This window comes from Melghirimyces profundicolus (assembly GCF_003054245.1).
GTDB classification, from domain to species: Bacteria; Bacillota; Bacilli; order Thermoactinomycetales; family DSM-45169; genus Melghirimyces; species Melghirimyces profundicolus.
Genome location: NZ_QBKR01000008.1, coordinates 63,296 through 81,935 on the forward strand (window position 1 = coordinate 63,296; position 18,640 = coordinate 81,935).

Genomic DNA, 18,640 nt, shown 5'->3' on the forward strand with positions numbered 1-18,640 from the left:
ATGACAGGAGATATCCCATGCGCTCTCATCCACTACATACTCCTTTCCGCCTCACCTTCGGCTTGACTGCGGGTGTTCTTCTTCTGCTGACCGCTTTTATCGGCAGTATCAAATTGGGTTTGACCCGGGTGGATTGGCAAACCTTGTTGGAAGCTTTCCGGACTCCGGACCCAACCAAAGAGCAGCTGGTCGTCCGCTCCACACGGCTTCCCCGGGCGCTGATCGCCGTGTCCGTGGGAAGCAGCCTGGCGATGGCGGGAGCGTTGATGCAGGCATTGACGAGAAACCCTCTCGCCTCCCCGGGGATCTTCGGCATTAACGCAGGAGCCGCTTTTTTTGTTGTGGCGGCCTCCGCTTTTTTCTCGGTATCTTCCTTCCAGGCTTACACCTGGATCGCGTTTTTCGGGGCGGCGATCAGCAGCCTGGTGGTCTATGGATTGGGCTCAACGGGCCGAAGCGGGCTGACTCCGCTGAAACTCACCTTGGCTGGAGCGGCGATCACCGCTTTTTTCGCCACCCTGACCCAGGGAGTGCTCGTCACAAACGAATCCACCTTGGATGAAGTGCTCTTCTGGTTGTCCGGATCGATTGTGGGGCGGGACTTGAGCGCCCTGGCGCAGGTCCTTCCTTTCATGGCGGTCGCCTGGATCCTCACCTTGGGAATTGCCCGCCCCATCACCACGCTGATGATGGGGGATAGTGTGGCCCGGGGGCTGGGTCAGAGAACCGGTTGGGTCAAATTCTTCGCCTCCCTCTGTGTGGTCCTGTTGGCCGGCAGTGCCGTGGCGGTGGCGGGGCCGATCGGAATGGCGGGACTGGTGGTCCCCCATGTCGCCCGGTATCTGGTGGGAAATGATTACCGATGGATGCTCCCCTACTGCGCGGTCCTCGGAGGGGCCTTTCTGCTCCTCGCCGACATCGGAGCCCGGTATCTGATCATGCCGGGGGGGCCGGTGGTCGAGCTCCTCTCCGGAACAGGGGCCCGCGTGCTCGCCGACGAAGTGCCCGTCGGTGTGATCACGGCGCTCATCGGAGTCCCCTTTTTCATCACCATCGCCCGAAGGAGCGTTTCGGAGTGAACCAAAAAATCACCTTTCGAATCCCGTCCCTCGGCCTGTCGTTCATGATGGAGGCAGGCACCCTCCTGTGGATCACCATACTGGCCTTGGCGTGCGGGGCGGTGTTTGTAATCAGCATCGGGATCGGAGAGATGAACATCGCTCCCCCGGATGTGTTGAAAGCATTGTTCGGCCAAGGGAATCCCGCCGATGAGATGGTGATCACCACCCTTCGGCTGCCGCGGGTCCTGGCCGCCCTGTTGGTCGGAGTCGCCCTGGCGGTGGCCGGTGCCATTCTGCAGGGAGTGGTGAGAAACCCTCTCGCCTCCCCGGACATCATCGGCATCACCGGCGGGGCCTCGGTGACAGCAGTCGCTTTCATCACCCTTTTTCACGACGCCGGAGCCCGGTGGCTTCCCGTCGCCGCCTTCGCCGGCGGCGCAATGGCCGCCTTGTTGATCTACACCCTGGCATGGAAAAAAGGGGTCTCTCCCTTCCGGCTGATCCTGATCGGAATCGGGGTCAACGCCGCCGCAGCGGGTTTGACAACCCTTCTTCTGATCATCAGCCCGATTTACACGACCAGCCAGGCCGTGGTCTGGCTGACCGGCAGTGTATACGCCAGCTCCTGGAGCACGGTGTGGGCGACGTTGATTCCGATCGCCGTCTTTCTCCCGCTTTCGCTTCTTTTTTCCCGTCATCTGAACGCTCAGGAGCTGGGAGACGCCCTGGCGACAGGCTTGGGCAGCCGCGTCCAACTCCACCGTCTTCTGCTGGTTTTGTTCAGCGTCGCCCTGGCCAGCACTGCGGTGGCGGCGGCGGGGCCGATCGGTTTTGTCGGTTTAATGGCTCCCCACATCGCGCGTATGTTGACAGGTCCGTCACAAGGCCAGCTGCTGCCCGTCGCCGCCCTGACCGGAGCCCTCCTGGTGATGGTGGCGGACCTGACGGCGCGCACCGCCTTCAGCCCCCTCGACTTGCCCGCGGGTCTGTTCACCGCTGTGTTGGGAGCTCCTTTCCTGATCGCTTTGATTTATCGGAGCGGGCGAACGGTCTGACCGGACCCGGTCCAATCTTGGTGGGAGGATGATCTTCGATGAAACCGACCCTGGAAACTAAAAATCTCACTCTTGGTTACGGAAAAGAGCCTGTTATCGATGGTTTGGATCTCCGCATACCCAAAGGGAAGATCACCGTACTGGTGGGAGCCAACGGCTGCGGCAAGTCCACTCTTCTCCGGTCCCTGGCCCGATTGTTGAAACCGGAGAAGGGCTCCGTCCTGCTGAACGGAAAAGACCTCACCCGCCAATCCACCAAGAAAACGGCAAGAGAACTGGCCATTCTCCCCCAGGGACCGGTGGCCCCGGAAGGGCTGACCGTTCTTCAGCTGGTCAAGCAGGGCCGTTATCCGCATCAACACTGGTTCAACCAGTGGTCGCCGGAGGATGAACGGTGCGTCCGCTGGGCCTTGGAAGTCACCCGGATGACGGAACTGGCCGACCGCCCCGTCGATTCCCTCTCCGGCGGGCAGCGTCAACGGGCCTGGATCGCCATGACACTGGCCCAGGGAACCGACACCCTGCTCCTGGACGAACCCACCACCTACCTGGATATGACCCACCAAATCGAGATTCTGGACCTGCTTTTCGAACTGAACGAACGGGACAACCGGACGATCGTAATGGTCCTTCACGATCTCAACCAAGCCTGCCGCTACGCTCACCACATGGTTGCCGTTTACAACCGGGGCATCCACACTCAGGGGCCGCCGGAGGCGATTGTAACCGAACGGTTGGTAAAAGAAGTCTTCGGCCTGGATTGCGATGTCATTCCCGATCCGTTGTTCGGCACGCCCTTGTGTGTCCCCCACGGGAGAGGACGGCGGATTGCTCCACAACAAGCCACCGGAACGGGGGTTTGATCACCGATGGCGATTCACACCCTGAATCAAGAGAAAACGGCGGAGAATCCTGTTCCTTCGGTTCCGGACCTCCCGGTCCGCTCTCTCCTGCAACCGGATCTGAGGGATTCCCTCCTGCGGGCGTGGGGCGACAAAATCAGCGCCGACCATTCCGCCGTCGCCGCTTCCATGCTGGCCAAACGGTATCTGTCCGTCCTTCTGGCCGAGGGGCTTTACGCCATCACCCGGCGGAACGAGTGCCCGGATTACAGCCTGGGCAATCTTCGGCTTCGTTTCGGGAAAGGGTGGGACCTCACCCTCTCCCTCGGCGTCGATCAACGCTCCCGTCCCCCTTCGGGTGACCGGGACGTTTGGCGGAAGGAGGCCTTCCGCCACCTGTTCCGCGAAAACGTGACCCCGGTGCTGACTTCCCTCTCCGCCCATATTTCTCCGGCGATCCTGTGGGAGAGCGCCCGGGGTTATGTCACCCATCATTATGAGAAATGGTTGGCGGAGACGGAAGCCCCCGGGGAAAGGGAACAAATCCGGTCCGACCACTCCTTTTTGACGGAGGAGCGCAACCACCGGATCAGCGGTTCTCTTCCAAACCCCCTCTCCCTGCCCTTCCGCTTGTCTCCCGATCCCGAAAACCCCGGCAGAGAACTGCGCTTCAGGCGGACCTGCTGCCTGTATCACCGCCTCCCCGGCGCCCGTCCCTGCCCCACCTGCCCGGGGATCTGCGCACCCGGGAATCCGAAAAAGAGCAAATGAAAAAAGTCAACCTCAAAAAGACTGAACCACTCCGGATCGCCGGGAGTCGGTTCAGTTTTTTAATTGAAACCGTCTTGGAACATTTCGTTTGCATTTTCAAAATAATCGGCATTGTATAAAATAAAACCAAAAGCCGGAAGGAAGTGAACAACGGTTATGGCACAAATGGAAACCTGCGAGATCGGAGAAGTTATAAGGAAAATCCGAAAAGAAAAAGGATTGAGGCTGGAAGATCTTTCGGACGAACATATTTCCCCCGCCACCATCAGCAACCTGGAACGGGGCATTCCCCATGTGAAAAAAGAAAAACTCCTTTATCTTCTTGAGAAATTGGACCTGTCCCTGAACCAATTGCCGGAATTGCTCATGGATGAAAAACAAAATCTGGCCCATGTTCGGTTTCAACTGGAAGCGATTGAATCGATGCAGCGTTTCAATCAGTTGGATCCAGCCTTGGACTCATTAAACGCTTTGGGTTTGGACGACGGTCACCCCTACGCCCCGACGATGTATTGGTTAAGAGGAGTCTGCTATATGTTTCAGAATAAAATCGAACGGGCTGAAAGGGAACTCTTCAGTGCGATTCGACTGTCCAGCCAAAGCAGCCAGGCAAAATGGGACAATATCGAATCCTACAGTTTTAATGATTTGGGCCTTTGCGCTTATAAACAAAACGACTTACAAAAAGCACTAAAGTTCACCGGGAGCGGACTGGCATCCTTTGTTCCCGAAGGAAACCGGAAGGTCGTCAAATACATCCTGCTTCGAAATAAGGCAATCTATTTGGAGCGATTGGGTCGCACCGTGGACGCGTTGAATACCGTTCAGGACGTATGGAACGATCTCGCCCACATCGAACAATCGGAAACCCTTTTTACCTTCTACTGGCTGCGGGGTGAATTGCTGCGTAAAAGCGGGGCGATTGACGAAGCCATTCAATATGCACGTAAAGGCATCGAGCTCGCCTCGTTGAACAGCTACTACAAAAGCGCTTTCGATCTTTGGTCACTCCTCGGCAGCTTATACACGGAAAAAAGTGCGTGGGATGAAGCGGAAACATGCTTCAATCTCGCCATGAGTATGCCGAAAGAAATGGTATACACCAACCAGTACATAAACACCTGCACCAAGCTCGGGAATTTATATTTGTATAAAGGCGACTGGGAAAAAGCGGAGGAATATTTAAACTTGGCCATCCGGGAAGGAGAAGATTACACCTCCCCCACTTATTTAACAGATGCTGTTTTAATCAAAGGTCACTTTTATTACAAGCAAAAAAGGATCCGGAAAGCCATCGCTTCTTATCAAAGAGCCGTCGAATTGTCAAAAAAATTTCATTTTCCGGACAAAGAATACCAAGCCTGGTATCATCTCGCCAGGTGTTGGAAGGATATGGACGGGAAGGAATTTATGCACTCCACGGAGAATATGTTTATTGCGCAAGAAAAACTGACACAAAAAGAAAGGAGGGGGGATCATTTTGAAATGGTTTAAAGCTCCGTTGGTTGCTGTCATTTTTTCCGTGCTGGCGTTCACAGCCTGGACAAGCCTTCCCCTGGAACACTCCGTCCAGCAATCCGCCTCAAGTGACCGTTCCGGAGAACCGGGACACTAAAAAGCCGGGGGTTTCCCGGCTTCTTTTTTGTCCGGCCCTTGCGTCCCCTTTCCGGCATCCAACGTCAGCCTCAATTCCACTTCGATTTCCTCTGTTACCTCCGACGGGCCGGAATCTGCGTGGAGGTCCCTTTCTTTCTTCTCCTCAGCCTCTTCCGTTCGATCGGATGGGCCTCCGTCCGATCTGCGAATCCACTTTCATTTTTTCCGTCGAAAGCGAAGCCAGCCGGGAGTACCCGGCTGGGTGATGGATTACGGCTTGGGACCTGCCTTCTCCAACACGATCTCCAACCAACCTCTCAACTCCCGGACTTCCCGTTCCAGGCTTTCCAACCGGGCTTCCAGGTCCGGGGAGGGACGATCGGGAGCTCCTCCGTTCCGGTTCAGCTTCCACCGCTGAAAGCGTTCGTAGAGAAGGAGGAGGCTGGGATCATTGACCACGGTGTCGATCAAGGCGTCCTCGAAGGTCTCCCGGTAGCCCGGCATCCCGTGGTCGCTTGCGTAGATGAGGTGTTTTTCCAGGAGACGGGGGATCTGTTCGTTATTCGGTCCGCCGCTCTGCCGGTAGAACGCCTCAATGCGTTCATCCATCGTCATTTTTTCATTCGCCATCTCATTCACTCCCATGGGATTTATTCTTTCTCACCCAGAAAATCCGCCAGGGCGTCAACGGCCCGTTTCGCCTCCTTCCCTTCCGCCGACAGAATGATCTTCGTCCCGGAGGTGATGTTCAGGTTCAAAACCTCCGTCAGATTCTTGGCGTCCGCCTTTTGATCACCCCGCCGAACCGTAATCTCCGCCTCGTATCGATTGGCCTCCCTTACAAACGGAAGCGCCGAAAGGAGTCGACCGAGACCGCCCTTTAATGTTACAACCACTTCTTTCACCGTTTCCCCCGCTCCGCCGTCATCCATCCCCGGAATCTCACCGCCTCCGTCATCGGGAGGGAGAAGGGGCGGTTCAGCTGGCTGTGGTGATTTCGGGTCGGGCAGACGGGGTTCTGCAGGCGGTTCCGCCGGTTCGGGAATCGGCGTGCTCTTCGGCGGTTTCGTCGGTCCAGGCTCCTCCGAACCCGGCTCTTTCGATAAGTCTTCCCCCGACAATCGGCCCAGCGTCCCGTTGACGAGGTCCGTCAATCCTTTCAATCCTTGAACCTCGGGCAACCGCTCCAGGTCGAAAACAGGGTCGTCGGACGCCAGGGAAACCTTTCCTTTCGTCTGTAAATCCATCTGCGGCATGCCGACGTGATCCGCATCCAGCCGCTCCACCTTCAAATAGACGTCGTAAAGAACAACGGAAGGAAGCGATTGATCCAGTTTTAACGGAGGTCCTTTCACTTTGAACCCCAAGGCGGTGGCATCGGCATCCAGGTTTTGGATCGATACGGGACCCGCGTCGCCGATCTCCGCCCCCCACGGCCCCGTCGGCGTCTTTTGTCCCGTGACCAATTTCATGCCATAGGCCTCCGCCCGCTTGGCGGAGAGGCGGATCGCCACTCGACCGGTCTCCGTCACCGTCAGGGAAGGGATCAGCCCTTGGATTTCAAGACGTTCGGCACGGACGACGACCCCTTCCTCCGGAGCCGTCCGGGCAAGCGGTACGCTCAGCTTCTCATCCTCCGGGGAACCCGGCTTCTCCGTTGCCGCCTCATCCATTGCGGAACTTTCCGCTTCCTCTTCCTTCGGAAGGGTCGTCTCCCCCTTCGAAGCCTCCTGCCCGGGAGACGGCTTCAGCACTCCGGGCATCCGAGGGTGCTCCGGTTGAGCCAGCACGCCCCCGTCCGCAAAAAACACCATCGAGCCACAGAATGTCAGGACCAGAATCCTCCCGGCGGTCCGGCGAAATGACGATGGCAAACTCTTCACCCCCTTGATCCACCCTTTTTCATTCATTCCTTCCTACTTGAACCATTGATGCCATGTAGCGGCAGCTTCCCGTTCAGCGGACCCTGTGTCTTCTCCGCATTCTTCCTTCGCGTCTTCGGCCCCTTCCTCGCCCGTGCCCGGGGAAGCCGGGCCCCAAGCAAGGCATAGAGCTCCACCCACAATTCCCAGCACAGTGCCGATGATCAGCCCGCCCAGCGCTCCGATGATCGAGGTGATCGACAGGATCATCGCAAATGCCCCCAGAAGTCGTACATATTGCGGCATCAACCACCCCAGAACTCCGCAGCTGAGCACCAGCACGCCGAACATCAACCCGGCAAAGGCGAAACTGCCCGGAACGAACGCCAGCCAATACAGGTTGACCGGAATCCACAAAATGAACAATCCGGACAGACACACCAAGGTGAGAGCCAGCTTCGGCCGCTTTTTTTCGTCAAACCGGCGGTCTGCCTGCGAATCCGGTCCCGAATGGTTCAAAGACCTCTCCCCGACGACGGTTTCCCGCATGTTGACACCCCTTTACTTAGAAGCGTTGTGATTGAATGTTCGTTTCGAGAAATGGGGAAGCGTTTACCCAAAATAGCGACTTTGCTGTCCTGCCCGGCGGAGAATCAGCCTGCAAGGGCGTTCAGGGGCAAAAGCTTCTCTGTGTTGCATCCGAAGGCGTTTTGCCCCTGCCCGCAGCAGGATGATTCGGAGCAGACAGTGCCTCCATCTCAGCAGGACAGCATAGCGAGACCGGGGAGCACAAGCGACTCAGGCGAGACTTGTGCTCTGTGAGTGCAGCCGGAGCGGCTTTGGGTAAATGCTGCCGCTCATCTTTTCACAACGCCTTAAGGGTTCATCTCAAGTTTCAAGCTGAGCCCCGGCAGCGAAATGCTGTTGGCAAAAAGGTAGTGACCTTGAATCGACGGCTTTTTCAGCACCACTTCGGGAGCGGACAAGCCAAATTTTTGCTGCCAATCGCTTCTGTTTTTCTCCGCTATTTTCAGTTTGTTAAAGGATGCGTCCGCATCCAGCTTGCTTAGATCGAGGACGAGCCCCGAAGCTTTCACATCTTCGGATGCCGTAATCAGCACACGGACTTTTCCTTTTCCCGGGACATTGAGATCTTTGTACAACTTGAGGTTTTTGATCACGCCATCCAGCTGGGCGCTTCCTTGCGGATATGCCGCCCGTTCGCTGGTTTCGCCGATCTTGGGCAACAGCTTGAAATTACTCATTTGGATCTCGTCCGCCTCAACGGTGAATCCCCCGATCCCCCCGATGGGCACGGCCAGGGCCACACCCCCGGTCCAAATTCCCAATACCATGGCGAACACCAAACACAGGGCGGCGACCACGCTCGACCAGAACCATTTTCCCCGGTACTTCAACATCGGTTCCTCCTTTGACAGTGATGGATTGCTATCATTCAAGCTCTCTTGGAGCGAATGACCCGCCATATGAGATAAACGCTGAGGGCAGAAGACCCCCACAGCATCCCCGTACCCAACCAACGAAGGGATGGAATCGCATTCAATATTTCTGTTCCAAAGGAGAGCAAGATGGAGGCTCCCGTGAACAACCCGCCGGCCATCACGGCCAAGGTCACCCGGTTGACCATTTTGTTTATTTTGTGAATCAAATGATCGTCCACCCGGTTTTCCACGATCAGTTTCAGATCATTCCAAGCCAGTTTTTCCAATATTTTGTTGATTCGCCTGGGAAGGGTACCGACCAATTTGCCCGCTTCCGTAATCAGACTGGCATTCGCCCGGAAGTTGAATCGGCGGGACAACCAGCGACGTAACATCTGCACATCCGCCGACTCCACCACCGTGTGGTAGCTGATCTCCGGACACAACCACCGGGCCGTCCCCTCCGCCGCCGTGAACCCTTTCGCCCACAGTGCCAATCCGTTGGGGATCCGGCAGGAGTTCAGCATCCCGATGGTGATGATCTGAATGACCAGGTGGCCCCAGTTGTATTTGCTGGCCTGTTCGCTGTTGACATAGTGGATGAACATCGAACGCAGCTGATCCTTTAAATGAACCGGATCGGTATAGGGGGTGGGTTGGACGATGTCCAGAGTCGCTTCTGCCGCGTCCTCCGCTTGATTCAGCCGGGTATGCAGCAGCATGCGGAAAATCGCTTCCGTGTGGAGTGAATCCATTCGTCCCACCATGCCCCAATCGATAGCAAACGCTTTTTTGGAATGGCGGTCAATCATGATATTGGAGCCGTGGGGATCCGCGTGATAAAAACCCTGGGAAAAGGTTTTGATGTAATAATGGGCCAAGTCCGTCATCCGTTCAAAACGCTCTTCAAAGCTCAGTAAATCCACCGGAAACTCTTTTAAATTCCATCCATCGACAAACTCCATCACCAGGACATGTTCCGCAACCGCATACACCTGGGGTACGTCGATCGTTTCAAACTCCTCCATGATCTCCCGGTGATCATTCATATTGCGCGCTTCGATGCGCATGTCCAACTCATTGGTCGAACTGCTGTAATAGTCGTTGATCAACCCCGGCAAGTCGGCGGAGGCCGCCAAGGCGGGCGGAAGCAGCTTTTGCACCCGCTTGACCAGCTTTCTGATGATGGCGATATCCGTTTGAAACAGTTTGTCGACCATGGGGCGGACCACTTTCACCGCACACTGCCGCCCGTCTTTCAACCGCGCCCTGTACACTTGGGCCAAGGAAGCGGACCCGATGGGCTCCGGGTCGATCCATTCAAATGTATCCAACCCTTCGGGAAGCTCGTCGTCCAGGATGGCGGCCATAAACGAAAACGGCATGGGTGGCACTTCGTCCAACAATTCCGCCAGTTCCGTCGTAATCGGCTCGGGGATCAGCTCCTGCCGGGTGACGAGCACTTGACCCAGCTTGATAAAGGTGGGACCCAGTTCTTCGAACACCAGCCGCAGGCGGCGGCCGATGTTGTGCAGTTGTTCTTCCTCCTCTTTGTTGCGGTTCCTTCGGAACAGCCGGAACATTTTCCGGTCGCGCAAAAGGTGAAGCAGTCCGTGTTTGGCAAACGTCCGCACCATCGCCCGGTAACGCTTCCCTTTCGTGATCCCCTCTCTCATTTTTTGAATGGCAAGTTGCGCCCGTTTCTTATCTGCCGCTGAAAATTCCTCTCCTGTCACGCCTCGCCTTTTTTCCGACAGCTTTTCCACCGGAGTCGCAGTCACCATGATTCCCCCGTTTCCGCCAAACTTTAAAAATCCAATGATCATTCATAATGGATAATCGGCGATGGAGGACTGGAAGTCTACCATCGCCGATCCGTAACAGAACGACTCACCACACTTTCCAAGACGGAACCACGCTTCTAGGTCAAGTTCACCCACACGCTCTTCACTTCGGTGTAATGCTCCAGAGCGTAGGGTCCCATTTCCCTTCCCACTCCGCTCTGTTTGAACCCGCCCCAGGGGCTGGCGGCATCAATCATGTTGTATCCGTTCACCCAGACCGTACCCGCCTTGAGGGAGTGGGCCACCCGGACCGCTTTCGCAATATCCCGGCTCCAAACCCCTGCCACCAGACCATAAGGGGTATCGTTGGCCCGTTTCACGACATCGGGTACATCCTTGAAGGGAAGGACCGTCAGAACGGGACCGAATATCTCCTCCCGGGCCACTTCCATGTCGTCCCGTCCTTCCAACACGGTCGGCCGGATGAAGTAACCCTTCCCTTCCCCCCGTTCCGCTCCGGCGAGGACGCGCGCCCCTTCCTCCTTCCCCCGCTGGATGTAGCCCCAGACCCGGTCCCGGTGGGTTTCACTGATCAGGGGCCCCATCTGGGTGGTCAGGTCCACCCCGGGTCCCTGGCGGATCGTATGCGCCCTCTCCACCACCTTCTCCAGCACCTTGTCATAGATGTTTTGGTGAAGATAGAGGCGGGAACCGGCGGCGCAAACTTCTCCCTGGTTAAAGAAGATACTCATCATCACCCCGCCGGCGACCGCATCGGGGTCGGCGTCAGGAAACACAATATTGGGAGATTTTCCACCCAACTCCAAAGAAAGGCGCTGGAAGTGGTCGGCTGAGTTCCGGACGATCTCCCGGCCCACCGCCGTTGATCCCGTAAAGGAAACTTTGTCCACCTCCGGATGGCGGGTGAGCGCAGCCCCCGCCGTCGGACCGTAACCGGGGAGGATATTGACCACCCCCGGCGGGATGTCGGCCTCCTGAACCAGCTCTCCCAGACGCAGCGCCGTCAGGGGGGTCAGTTCCGAAGGCTTCAGCACGACGGTGTTCCCGCAGGCCAGGGCCGGCGCCAGTTTCCAGGAAGCGATCATCAGCGGGAAGTTCCAAGGGACGATCGCCCCCACCACCCCCAGGGGTTCCCGACGGGTGTAGGCCAGATATTCCCCGGGAAAGGAGACCGGGAGCGTCTCTCCCGTCAGCTTGGTGGTCCACCCCGCGAAATACCGGAAATGGTCCACTGTCTGAGGGATGTCCACCATCGATGTCTCCGTCACGGGTTTGCCGGTGTCCAAAGACTCCAGCTGGCTCAGCTCTTCGGCGTGCTCCTCGATCAGGTCGGCCAGTTTCCACAAGAGCCGCCCCCGCTCCGCCGGGCTGATGTTCCCCCAGGTACCCTCCAGTGCCCGGCGGGAGGCGGCAACGGCGTCGTCCACATCCTCCGCATCCGCTTCATAAAGCTCGGCCAGGGGTTCCCCCGTCGCCGGATCCATCGTTTGAAACGTTTTTTCCGAACGGGAGGCGACCCGCCGGCCGCCGATCAAAAGTCTCAAAGGCGCCCCTTGCACAAACCGTTTCACATCGGGGTGAAGGGTGGGTGTCTCCAGGGTGGAGGTCATCGGTTCACACTCCTTCTTCCAGAGGGGACGACCAGACTTCATCCAGGTTCCGCTGGGTGTTTTCCAGCCGGTCCATCCGGGCACTGAACTGTTTCATGGCAAAGTCCAGGAAGGTTTCCTTCTCCATGCCGAAGGGGTTACCTTCGATCCGGTCCCACAGTTCGTTGACCACCCCGATGGCGTAAGGGAGGAGGAGCTCCATCCGCTTGCTGAGGACTTCCCACAGATCGGGGTCCGCGGCCACCAGGCGTTGAAGAAGATAGGTGCCGTAAGCAATGTGGCGGGATTCGTCCCGTTGGAGGTAACCGATTCCTTGGACGATGCCCGGCATTTTGCCCTGCTCTTTCAATGCCTGGTAAAAGGCCTGGTAGCCGGTCTCCGCCAACACCCCCTCCACGATCATGTTGTAAGTGACGGAGGCTTCCACCATCGCCTCAGGAGAGGGATCCCCGATCAGGCGTTCCATCGCCCGGGGAAGATATTCATAAAAGATGGCCCGGTAATTATCCTGAAAGTTGGGAGTGAGGTCCCCCTCCGCCCCGATCACCTCGTCCAGAAACCGGCGGAACAGTTCGGTGTGCTTCGCTTCTTCAAACAGGAATGTGGTCAGGTACATCTCCTCCTCCACCCGGCCTTCCAGGGAGATGGCCCGGATCAGCGGCAGGAGGTCGCGGGTGACTGCTTCTTCCCCCGCCTGGAACATGGAGCAAAGGCGAAGGATGGTCTCCTTCTCCGACTCGTCCATGGCCTTCCAGTCTTTGATGTCCCGGGAGAAATCGATCTCTTTCGGATCCCACACCCCCAGCTTCTTCGCCTTGTGATACAGGCGCATGGGCAGAAGATCGTGGTTCAGCCCCTGCTCCCCCGTCGTCTGCAATTCCCTCATGTTCATCCTCCTTTGTTATAAGGAACCATCCAGGATCACCTTGCTCGCTTCCCGTTTGTCAAACAGCCGGTACCCTTCCGCCGCCTGACTGAGGGGAAGGCGGTGGCTCACCACCACCGTCGGATCGATCCGGCCGCCCCGGACCAGGGCCAGTGTGGCATCCATATCCCGGTGGATGTTGGCCAATCCGATCCGGAACGTGACATCCTTGGTCAGGCTGTTCATCAGCGGATAGGCAAAGGTATCCTCCGCCGTCACTCCCACCGCGGAAATCCGGCCGCCCCCCCGCACCAGCTCAAAGGCCAGTTTCAGAGTGGGAGATCCGCCCACCGCTTCGATGACCACATCCACTCCCTCCCCGTCTGTTCCGTTCAGAATGCGGGAGGATGGGTTCACTTCCCCCGACGGGACAGGGACAGCCCCCAATTTCTCCGCCAGGTCGGTCCGTTCTCTCACCAGATCGACGGCGAATACCTTGGAAGCCCCCATCGCCAAAGCGCTCTGGACCGCCATGATTCCCACCGGACCGCAGCCGATCACCGCGACGGTCTCTCCGGGTTGCAAACCGCTGTTGGCCACGGCCCCGTAAGCGGTGGTGAGGATGTCGCCGGAAAAAAGCGCCTGTTCATCGGTCAATCCGTCGGGTACCCGGCGCAGGGTGGTATCGGCGAAGGGAATCCGGGCGTATTCCGCCTGGGTTCCGGCGAGATCGCCGAAGGCAATCCCGTAACCCAGCACCCCGCCGTGCTCGCACTGATTGTAGGCCTCCCGCCGGCACATCCGACAACGGCCGCAAGCGACGTGAAATGCCCCCACCACCCGCTCGCCCTTTCGAAAAGCCGTCACTTGGGAACCGACCTCTTCCACCACTCCGACATACTCGTGGCCGATGATATGGCCCGGCAACAATCCCGGGATGGCGTTGTGGTACAGATGCAGATCGGATCCGCAAATCGCGCCCGTGGTCACCCGGATGATGACGTCCGCCGGATGCTGGATCCGGGGGTCTTCCACCCTTTCCACGCGGACATCTCTTTCCCCGTGGAACGTAACCGCTTTCATTTCACCGCCTCCGGAAACTCCGCTTCCACCTGCAACGCGGACTCCACCAGGTACTTGGCGGCAAGGACGTATGCCGACAGGGTGGACATATTTCCCTTTTCCAGCTTCATCCTCCCCCTCATGATCGTGGAGATCGGCTCCAGTTTCCGATCGAAGATCTGTTTCCAGGTGAATACATCGGCGCTGATCACATAGGGCGCGGAATCGATGTCATCCGGACCGGCCACTTTCGCTTCCCGGCACTCCCCCCGGTACAGGTCCAGAAAGATCGCCTCATCTTCCTCCAGTCCCAAAGACGGATCTTTTTCCATCTTCAGCACGAGAGGCCATTCCCAAGTAGCGGCGGCTTGCTTGTACTGAGGGTTTTGGTTGATCGCTTCACACCAGGCTTTCGCCCATTCTTCGTCGAAAACCATCATGATCATCCACTCCTGTCCTGGGTGTGTTTATTCGGTTTTGTATATCGAATAGTATAATCATTCAGATATTATCACAACCCCGAAATTTCGGGGTTTGCTCCCCCCATGTTTATGGGGGTACGATGTTGTATTATTTTAAATTTTCATCTCACCTGTTGAATCGAACCCGTGGTATACTGTGAAATAACATTGATTCCATCCCATTTCTGCGGAAAGGAGGAACTTCCGATTCGACCCCCCGATTTTCCGGCCTATCCTCTCGTATCCCGTCAGGAGCTGAGCCGGATCCTGGAGACGGTGCATCGCGGCAGGCAGGAATGCTTGGCCGCCTGGAAGGTCCGTCTTTCCACCTTCCGGATGACGGCCCGGGAAAAGCAGGCGGCCCAAGGGTTGTTCCAATATCTCCTGGACCACTTCCACGATTCCGCCAACTTCTCCGGCTTTAAAGAGCAGTTCTTCCAACGCACGGCGGAGTACCGTTCAATTTTGGGCTTGCAACACACGGTGGCGGTCATCGGGCTGTTTGAAGAGATCATCCTCGTGCTGCTGTTGGAACGGCAGGGACGTCCCGATGTACACACCAGTTACCGTTGGCTCCACTCCCTGACCCTCTCCCTTCTCTGCTCAATCACCCGGGAGCATTCGGAAGGCCGCCGAAAGGAGAGGAACGGGCCAAAGCTTCCGTTACCCGGATCGGACGAAAGGTCGCCGAGATTGAAGCGGATGGAAGCCATTACCCGCTTGGATGAGTGGCTGCTGACCTCCCGCACCCTGGAGGAGGCGCTTTCCCGTTCGGTCCGTTTTATCACGGAGGCGACGGGATTCCGGCGGGGAGCCCTTTTTTGGTATTCCTCCCTTTCCCGGACCGTGGAGGGAATCTACGCCCACGAGGTGGACCTTGGCGAAATCCGCCGAATCCGTGATGTGGAGGGAAACATACCCGCGATCGCCCGGGTCATGAAGGAAACCAAACCCCTTTATCTCCGGGAGGCGCGACTTTACTTTCCCGCCCACTATGTGGAAAAGTTCGGACTCACCTCCCTTCAGACCGCCACCCTGTACGGCCCTCAACGACAACCGGTGGCGTTTCTGTTGCTGGACCAGGAAGGCCGGCCCTTTGAACCGGATCCGGACACTGAACACCTCCTCACCGATCTGATTTCGCGGGTTTCGCTCACACTCCGGTTCCGGTTGTTTGAAAACGCTTTCACCCATGTGGACGCCGCTCCCCCGTTGACTCCACGGGAACGTGAAATCCTGCAGATGATCGCCGACGGCCATTCCACGCGGGAAATCGGACAGGCGCTTCACCTGAGTGAACACACCGCCGCCGAATATGCCCACTCCGTTCTCCGGAAACTGAAAGCCAAAAACCGGCCCGAGGCGGTGGCGGTCGGTTTGAGGAAAAGCTGGATCCGTTGACATCCTTTCAAAAAAAAAACCCCGGCAGGGGCAAAGAAAGCATTTTCGTTTCTTAAACGGCAGACGGGATAGTTTCATGTTGAGTTCAAGCAACCGAGACCCTGAGATCCACAACAGAGGTCTGTCCCCGGGTGAGGAGGACTGTGTCTCGAATATATCGAAAAATCACACCGGACACCATCCTCTGAAATACCGGTTTTCCCCTACGCCTTTTTATGGATTCCCCTCTCGACAGGTTATACGAATCACCAAAACGGGAATCATAGAAACAGAAGACAGAATTCCCAGAAACCCCCGTTGCGTACCCCTCCTTGTTTCCTTGACGAATGGAACGGCAACCACTATAATTCCAAAAAAAGCCTCACATATGAACCATCTCTTCTTCCTTACACCCCAACTGTAATGTCACTGGTTTCAGTTCGGCGGGATGTGCCGACATCATCCGAAGGTGGTGCATAACCATGACGACCCTGCTTCATTTCAACATGCAGGACGGAGACTGGGTAAGAGGGAAAACGAACAATGACGAGCTCTTTCACGGATATATCGAATCCATCGACCATCAAGAAGGCATTGTCAAAGTGCGGGTGATCAATTCGGATAACCGGTTGACCATCGGCAAGGTGTCCACCAGCACCTTCGACCGGCTTCAAAAACTGGAAAACACTCCGCTGAACGAGGAAGGCCACATCCGCAACCTGATTGACATCGCCCTTTCCATCAAAGACAAAAAATGGTTCATGGAACTGGCCGACGCTCTGAAACAGGCTCAGGCAAAACAGGAGGAAGAATTGACAGCCTGATGAAAAGACCCATCATCCACTGATCACCCGCAGCACCTGTGGTGATCAGTTTCCTTTTGGAGGGGGTTTTCATGAACAGCGACTTCTCTCTTGCGGTTCACAGCCCCGCTCTCCTGTCACGCCGGTCCGGAGGGCTGGTGACCAGCGATCTGCTGGCGGAAAGTGCCTCTGTCCACTCAACTCCCATCTTTCCGATGTGCTGGAAGATTTGAGAGCGCGTAAAGACGACTAAAGCACGGGGTTCCCCGTGCTTTTATTGTGTCTTCTTCTTTCACGATTCGGCTCTCTCCGATCCAACGACTGCAAAGAAAGCGGAAGCCGTCCCCGGTGATTCCATGCAGAAATTCCTCAGGCATACATCTCCCTTACTTTTTCCTGCAAGTCTTCGTCGTCCAGGTACTCGTCGTAGGTGGTCATCTTATCCACCAGGCCCCTGGGGGTCAGTTCCATGATCCGGTTGGCCACGGACTGGACCAGCTGATGGTCATGAGAGGTAAACAAAACCGTCCCCGGAAACTCCTCCAGCCCCTTGTTGAGCGCCGTGATCGCTTCCATGTCGAGGTGGTTCGTCGGCTCATCGAGGATGAGGACGTTGGCGCCGGACAGCATCATCCGGGACAGCATGCACCGCACCTTCTCTCCACCGGAGAGGACATGGGCTTTTTTCATCACTTCTTCCCCGGAGAAGAGCATCCGGCCGAGGAAACCGCGGACGAACGTCTCCGACTGGTCAGGGGAATACTGCCGCAACCAATCCACCAGGTTGAGGTCCACGCCGTCAAAGTAAGCGTTGTGGTCTTTGGGGAAATAAGCCTGGCTGGTGGTGATCCCCCAATGGTACTCCCCGGCGTCCGGTTCCAACTCCCCGGCGAGGATCTGGAAGAGGGTGGTTTTGGCGAGTCCGTCGGGGCCGACAAAAGCCACTTTGTCCCCTTTGTGGATAGTGAAACTGAGGTTGTCCAACACCTTCCGGCCATCCACCGTTTTGGTGAGTCCCTCCACCCGAAGAAGGTCGTTCCCCGCTTCCCGTTCCGGTTCAAACTTGATGAACGGATACCGCCGGGAAGAGGGCTTGATGTCTTCCAAGGTGAGTTTCTCCAGCAACTTCCGCCGGGAAGTTGCCTGGCGGGCCTTGGCTTTGTGAGCACTGAAACGGGCGATGAAGGTTTCCAACTGCTTTCGTTTCTCTTCCAGCTTCTTGTTTTTCTCCTTCATCATCTGCTGGGCCAGCTGACTGGATTCGTACCAGAAATCGTAGTTCCCCACATACAGCCGAATCTCCCCGTAATCGATATCCGCCATGTGGGTGCAGACGGTATTGAGGAAATGGCGGTCGTGGGAAACCACGATGACGGTGTTGTCAAAGTCGAGGAGGAAATCCTCCAGCCACCGGATCGCTTGAATGTCCAGGTGGTTGGTCGGCTCGTCCAACAGCAGGATATCAGGCTTTCCGAACAGCGCCTGGGCCAGGAGCACCTTCACCTTATCCTTTCCGTCCAGCTCTTTCATCTGTTTCCCGTGAAATGCCTCGGCCACTCCGAGACCGGAGAGAAGCCGGGCCGCTTCCGCTTCGGCTTCCCAGCCGTCCAATTCGGCGAATTCCCCTTCCAGCTCCGCCGCCCGGACCCCGTCCTCTTCGGAGAAGTCCGGTTTGGCGTACAGGGCATCCTTTTCTTTCATGATTTGATGGAGACGTTCGTGACCCATGATCACCGTCTCCAGCACCTGATTCTCCTCGTACTGAAAGTGATCCTGCTTCAGCACCGCCAGCCGGTGGCCGGGGGTGATGGAGACTTCCCCCTTATTGGGCTCAATCTCCCCCGACAGGATCTTCAGAAACGTCGACTTCCCGGCCCCGTTGGCCCCGATCAGGCCGTAACAGTTCCCCGGCGTAAATTTGATGTTTACATCTTCAAACAGCTTCCGCCCGCCAAACTGCAGGCCGACGCCTTGTACCGTGATCATAAACGCATCCGTCCTTTTAACAAAAAATACTCCCACCCA

Annotated in this window: 19 protein-coding genes; 9 read left to right on the top strand and 10 right to left on the bottom strand. The window is 57.0% G+C overall.

Translation table 11 applies throughout. The features are described 5' to 3' along the window. The first annotated feature begins 17 nt into the window (after positions 1 to 17). From C8P63_RS07350 to C8P63_RS19745, 6 genes are all read left to right on the top strand, one after another. Entirely contained in the window at positions 18 to 1,079 is a 1,062-nt protein-coding gene (locus tag C8P63_RS07350; RefSeq protein WP_108022714.1) for a FecCD family ABC transporter permease, read from the top strand. Continuing rightward, positions 1,076 to 2,116 carry a FecCD family ABC transporter permease gene (locus tag C8P63_RS07355; RefSeq protein ID WP_245920765.1) on the top strand — a complete coding sequence of 347 codons (1,041 nt, stop codon included), beginning with the start codon at positions 1,076 to 1,078 and terminating at the stop codon, positions 2,114 to 2,116. Before C8P63_RS07350 ends, C8P63_RS07355 begins: the two co-directional genes overlap by 4 nt. 38 nt (positions 2,117 to 2,154) lie before the next feature. Further along, the gene (locus C8P63_RS07360) at positions 2,155 to 2,979 is read left to right on the top strand and encodes an ABC transporter ATP-binding protein (protein ID WP_108022716.1); all 825 of its coding nucleotides are present in this window, start codon (positions 2,155 to 2,157) and stop codon (positions 2,977 to 2,979) included. A 6-nt stretch (positions 2,980 to 2,985) separates the two neighbouring features. Beyond that, positions 2,986 to 3,729: a (2Fe-2S)-binding protein gene (locus C8P63_RS07365; protein WP_108022718.1), complete on the top strand. Its 744-nt coding sequence runs from the start codon at positions 2,986 to 2,988 to the stop codon at positions 3,727 to 3,729. Between the two features lie 156 nt (positions 3,730 to 3,885). Continuing rightward, on the top strand, positions 3,886 to 5,223 hold the full coding sequence (locus C8P63_RS07370) for a tetratricopeptide repeat protein (protein WP_108022719.1): 1,338 nt from the start codon (positions 3,886 to 3,888) through the stop codon (positions 5,221 to 5,223). Further along, the gene (locus C8P63_RS19745; RefSeq protein ID WP_281258692.1) at positions 5,210 to 5,344 is read left to right on the top strand and encodes a hypothetical protein; all 135 of its coding nucleotides are present in this window, start codon (positions 5,210 to 5,212) and stop codon (positions 5,342 to 5,344) included. Before C8P63_RS07370 ends, C8P63_RS19745 begins: the two co-directional genes overlap by 14 nt. Before the next feature lie 251 nt (positions 5,345 to 5,595). Here the strand turns inward: C8P63_RS19745 and C8P63_RS07375 are convergent, their stop codons facing one another. The 9 genes from C8P63_RS07375 to C8P63_RS07415 all read right to left on the bottom strand — a co-directional run bounded on the left by C8P63_RS07375 (position 5,596) and on the right by C8P63_RS07415 (position 14,411). Further along, entirely contained in the window at positions 5,596 to 5,955 is a 360-nt protein-coding gene (locus C8P63_RS07375; protein WP_108022721.1) for a chorismate mutase family protein, read from the bottom strand. Positions 5,956 to 5,975: 20 nt separating this feature from the next. Beyond that, positions 5,976 to 7,199, bottom strand: a complete 1,224-nt coding sequence (locus C8P63_RS07380; RefSeq protein WP_146172137.1) for an HPr family phosphocarrier protein — start codon at positions 7,197 to 7,199, stop codon at positions 5,976 to 5,978. Positions 7,200 to 7,241: 42 nt separating this feature from the next. Then, on the bottom strand, positions 7,242 to 7,736 hold the full coding sequence (locus C8P63_RS07385; protein WP_108022725.1) for a DUF6114 domain-containing protein: 495 nt from the start codon (positions 7,734 to 7,736) through the stop codon (positions 7,242 to 7,244). 326 nt (positions 7,737 to 8,062) lie between these two features. Continuing rightward, positions 8,063 to 8,608, bottom strand: a complete 546-nt coding sequence (locus tag C8P63_RS07390) for a DUF6230 family protein (protein ID WP_108022727.1) — start codon at positions 8,606 to 8,608, stop codon at positions 8,063 to 8,065. A gap of 35 nt (positions 8,609 to 8,643) precedes the next feature. Further along, entirely contained in the window at positions 8,644 to 10,410 is a 1,767-nt protein-coding gene (locus tag C8P63_RS07395; RefSeq protein ID WP_245920767.1) for an ABC1 kinase family protein, read from the bottom strand. 140 nt (positions 10,411 to 10,550) lie between these two features. Beyond that, a complete protein-coding gene (locus tag C8P63_RS07400) occupies positions 10,551 to 12,044 on the bottom strand; it encodes an aldehyde dehydrogenase family protein (RefSeq protein WP_108022731.1) in 1,494 nt (497 codons plus the stop codon). A 4-nt stretch (positions 12,045 to 12,048) separates the two neighbouring features. Continuing rightward, positions 12,049 to 12,930: a R2-like ligand-binding oxidase gene (locus C8P63_RS07405; protein WP_108022733.1), complete on the bottom strand. Its 882-nt coding sequence runs from the start codon at positions 12,928 to 12,930 to the stop codon at positions 12,049 to 12,051. 15 nt (positions 12,931 to 12,945) lie between these two features. Further along, positions 12,946 to 13,992: an alcohol dehydrogenase family protein gene (locus tag C8P63_RS07410; protein ID WP_108022734.1), complete on the bottom strand. Its 1,047-nt coding sequence runs from the start codon at positions 13,990 to 13,992 to the stop codon at positions 12,946 to 12,948. Continuing rightward, positions 13,989 to 14,411, bottom strand: coding sequence for an SCP2 sterol-binding domain-containing protein (locus tag C8P63_RS07415; protein ID WP_245920768.1), 423 nt, complete (start codon positions 14,409 to 14,411; stop codon positions 13,989 to 13,991). The genes C8P63_RS07410 and C8P63_RS07415 overlap by 4 nt, the downstream gene beginning before the upstream one ends. 189 nt (positions 14,412 to 14,600) lie before the next feature. Here C8P63_RS07415 and C8P63_RS07420 point away from each other — a divergent pair, with 189 nt between their 5' ends. From C8P63_RS07420 to C8P63_RS19035, 3 genes are all read left to right on the top strand, one after another. Beyond that, a complete protein-coding gene (locus C8P63_RS07420) occupies positions 14,601 to 15,833 on the top strand; it encodes a helix-turn-helix transcriptional regulator (protein ID WP_108022736.1) in 1,233 nt (410 codons plus the stop codon). 461 nt (positions 15,834 to 16,294) lie between these two features. Further along, complete coding sequence (locus tag C8P63_RS07425) at positions 16,295 to 16,636, top strand: hypothetical protein (protein ID WP_108022738.1); 342 nt, start codon at positions 16,295 to 16,297, stop codon at positions 16,634 to 16,636. 71 nt (positions 16,637 to 16,707) lie between these two features. Beyond that, complete coding sequence (locus C8P63_RS19035) at positions 16,708 to 16,848, top strand: hypothetical protein (RefSeq protein ID WP_170109548.1); 141 nt, start codon at positions 16,708 to 16,710, stop codon at positions 16,846 to 16,848. Between the two features lie 136 nt (positions 16,849 to 16,984). Here C8P63_RS19035 and C8P63_RS07430 read toward each other — a convergent pair whose 3' ends face one another. Then, a complete protein-coding gene (locus C8P63_RS07430) occupies positions 16,985 to 18,601 on the bottom strand; it encodes an ABC-F family ATP-binding cassette domain-containing protein (protein WP_108022740.1) in 1,617 nt (538 codons plus the stop codon). Between the last annotated feature and the right edge of the window lie 39 nt (positions 18,602 to 18,640).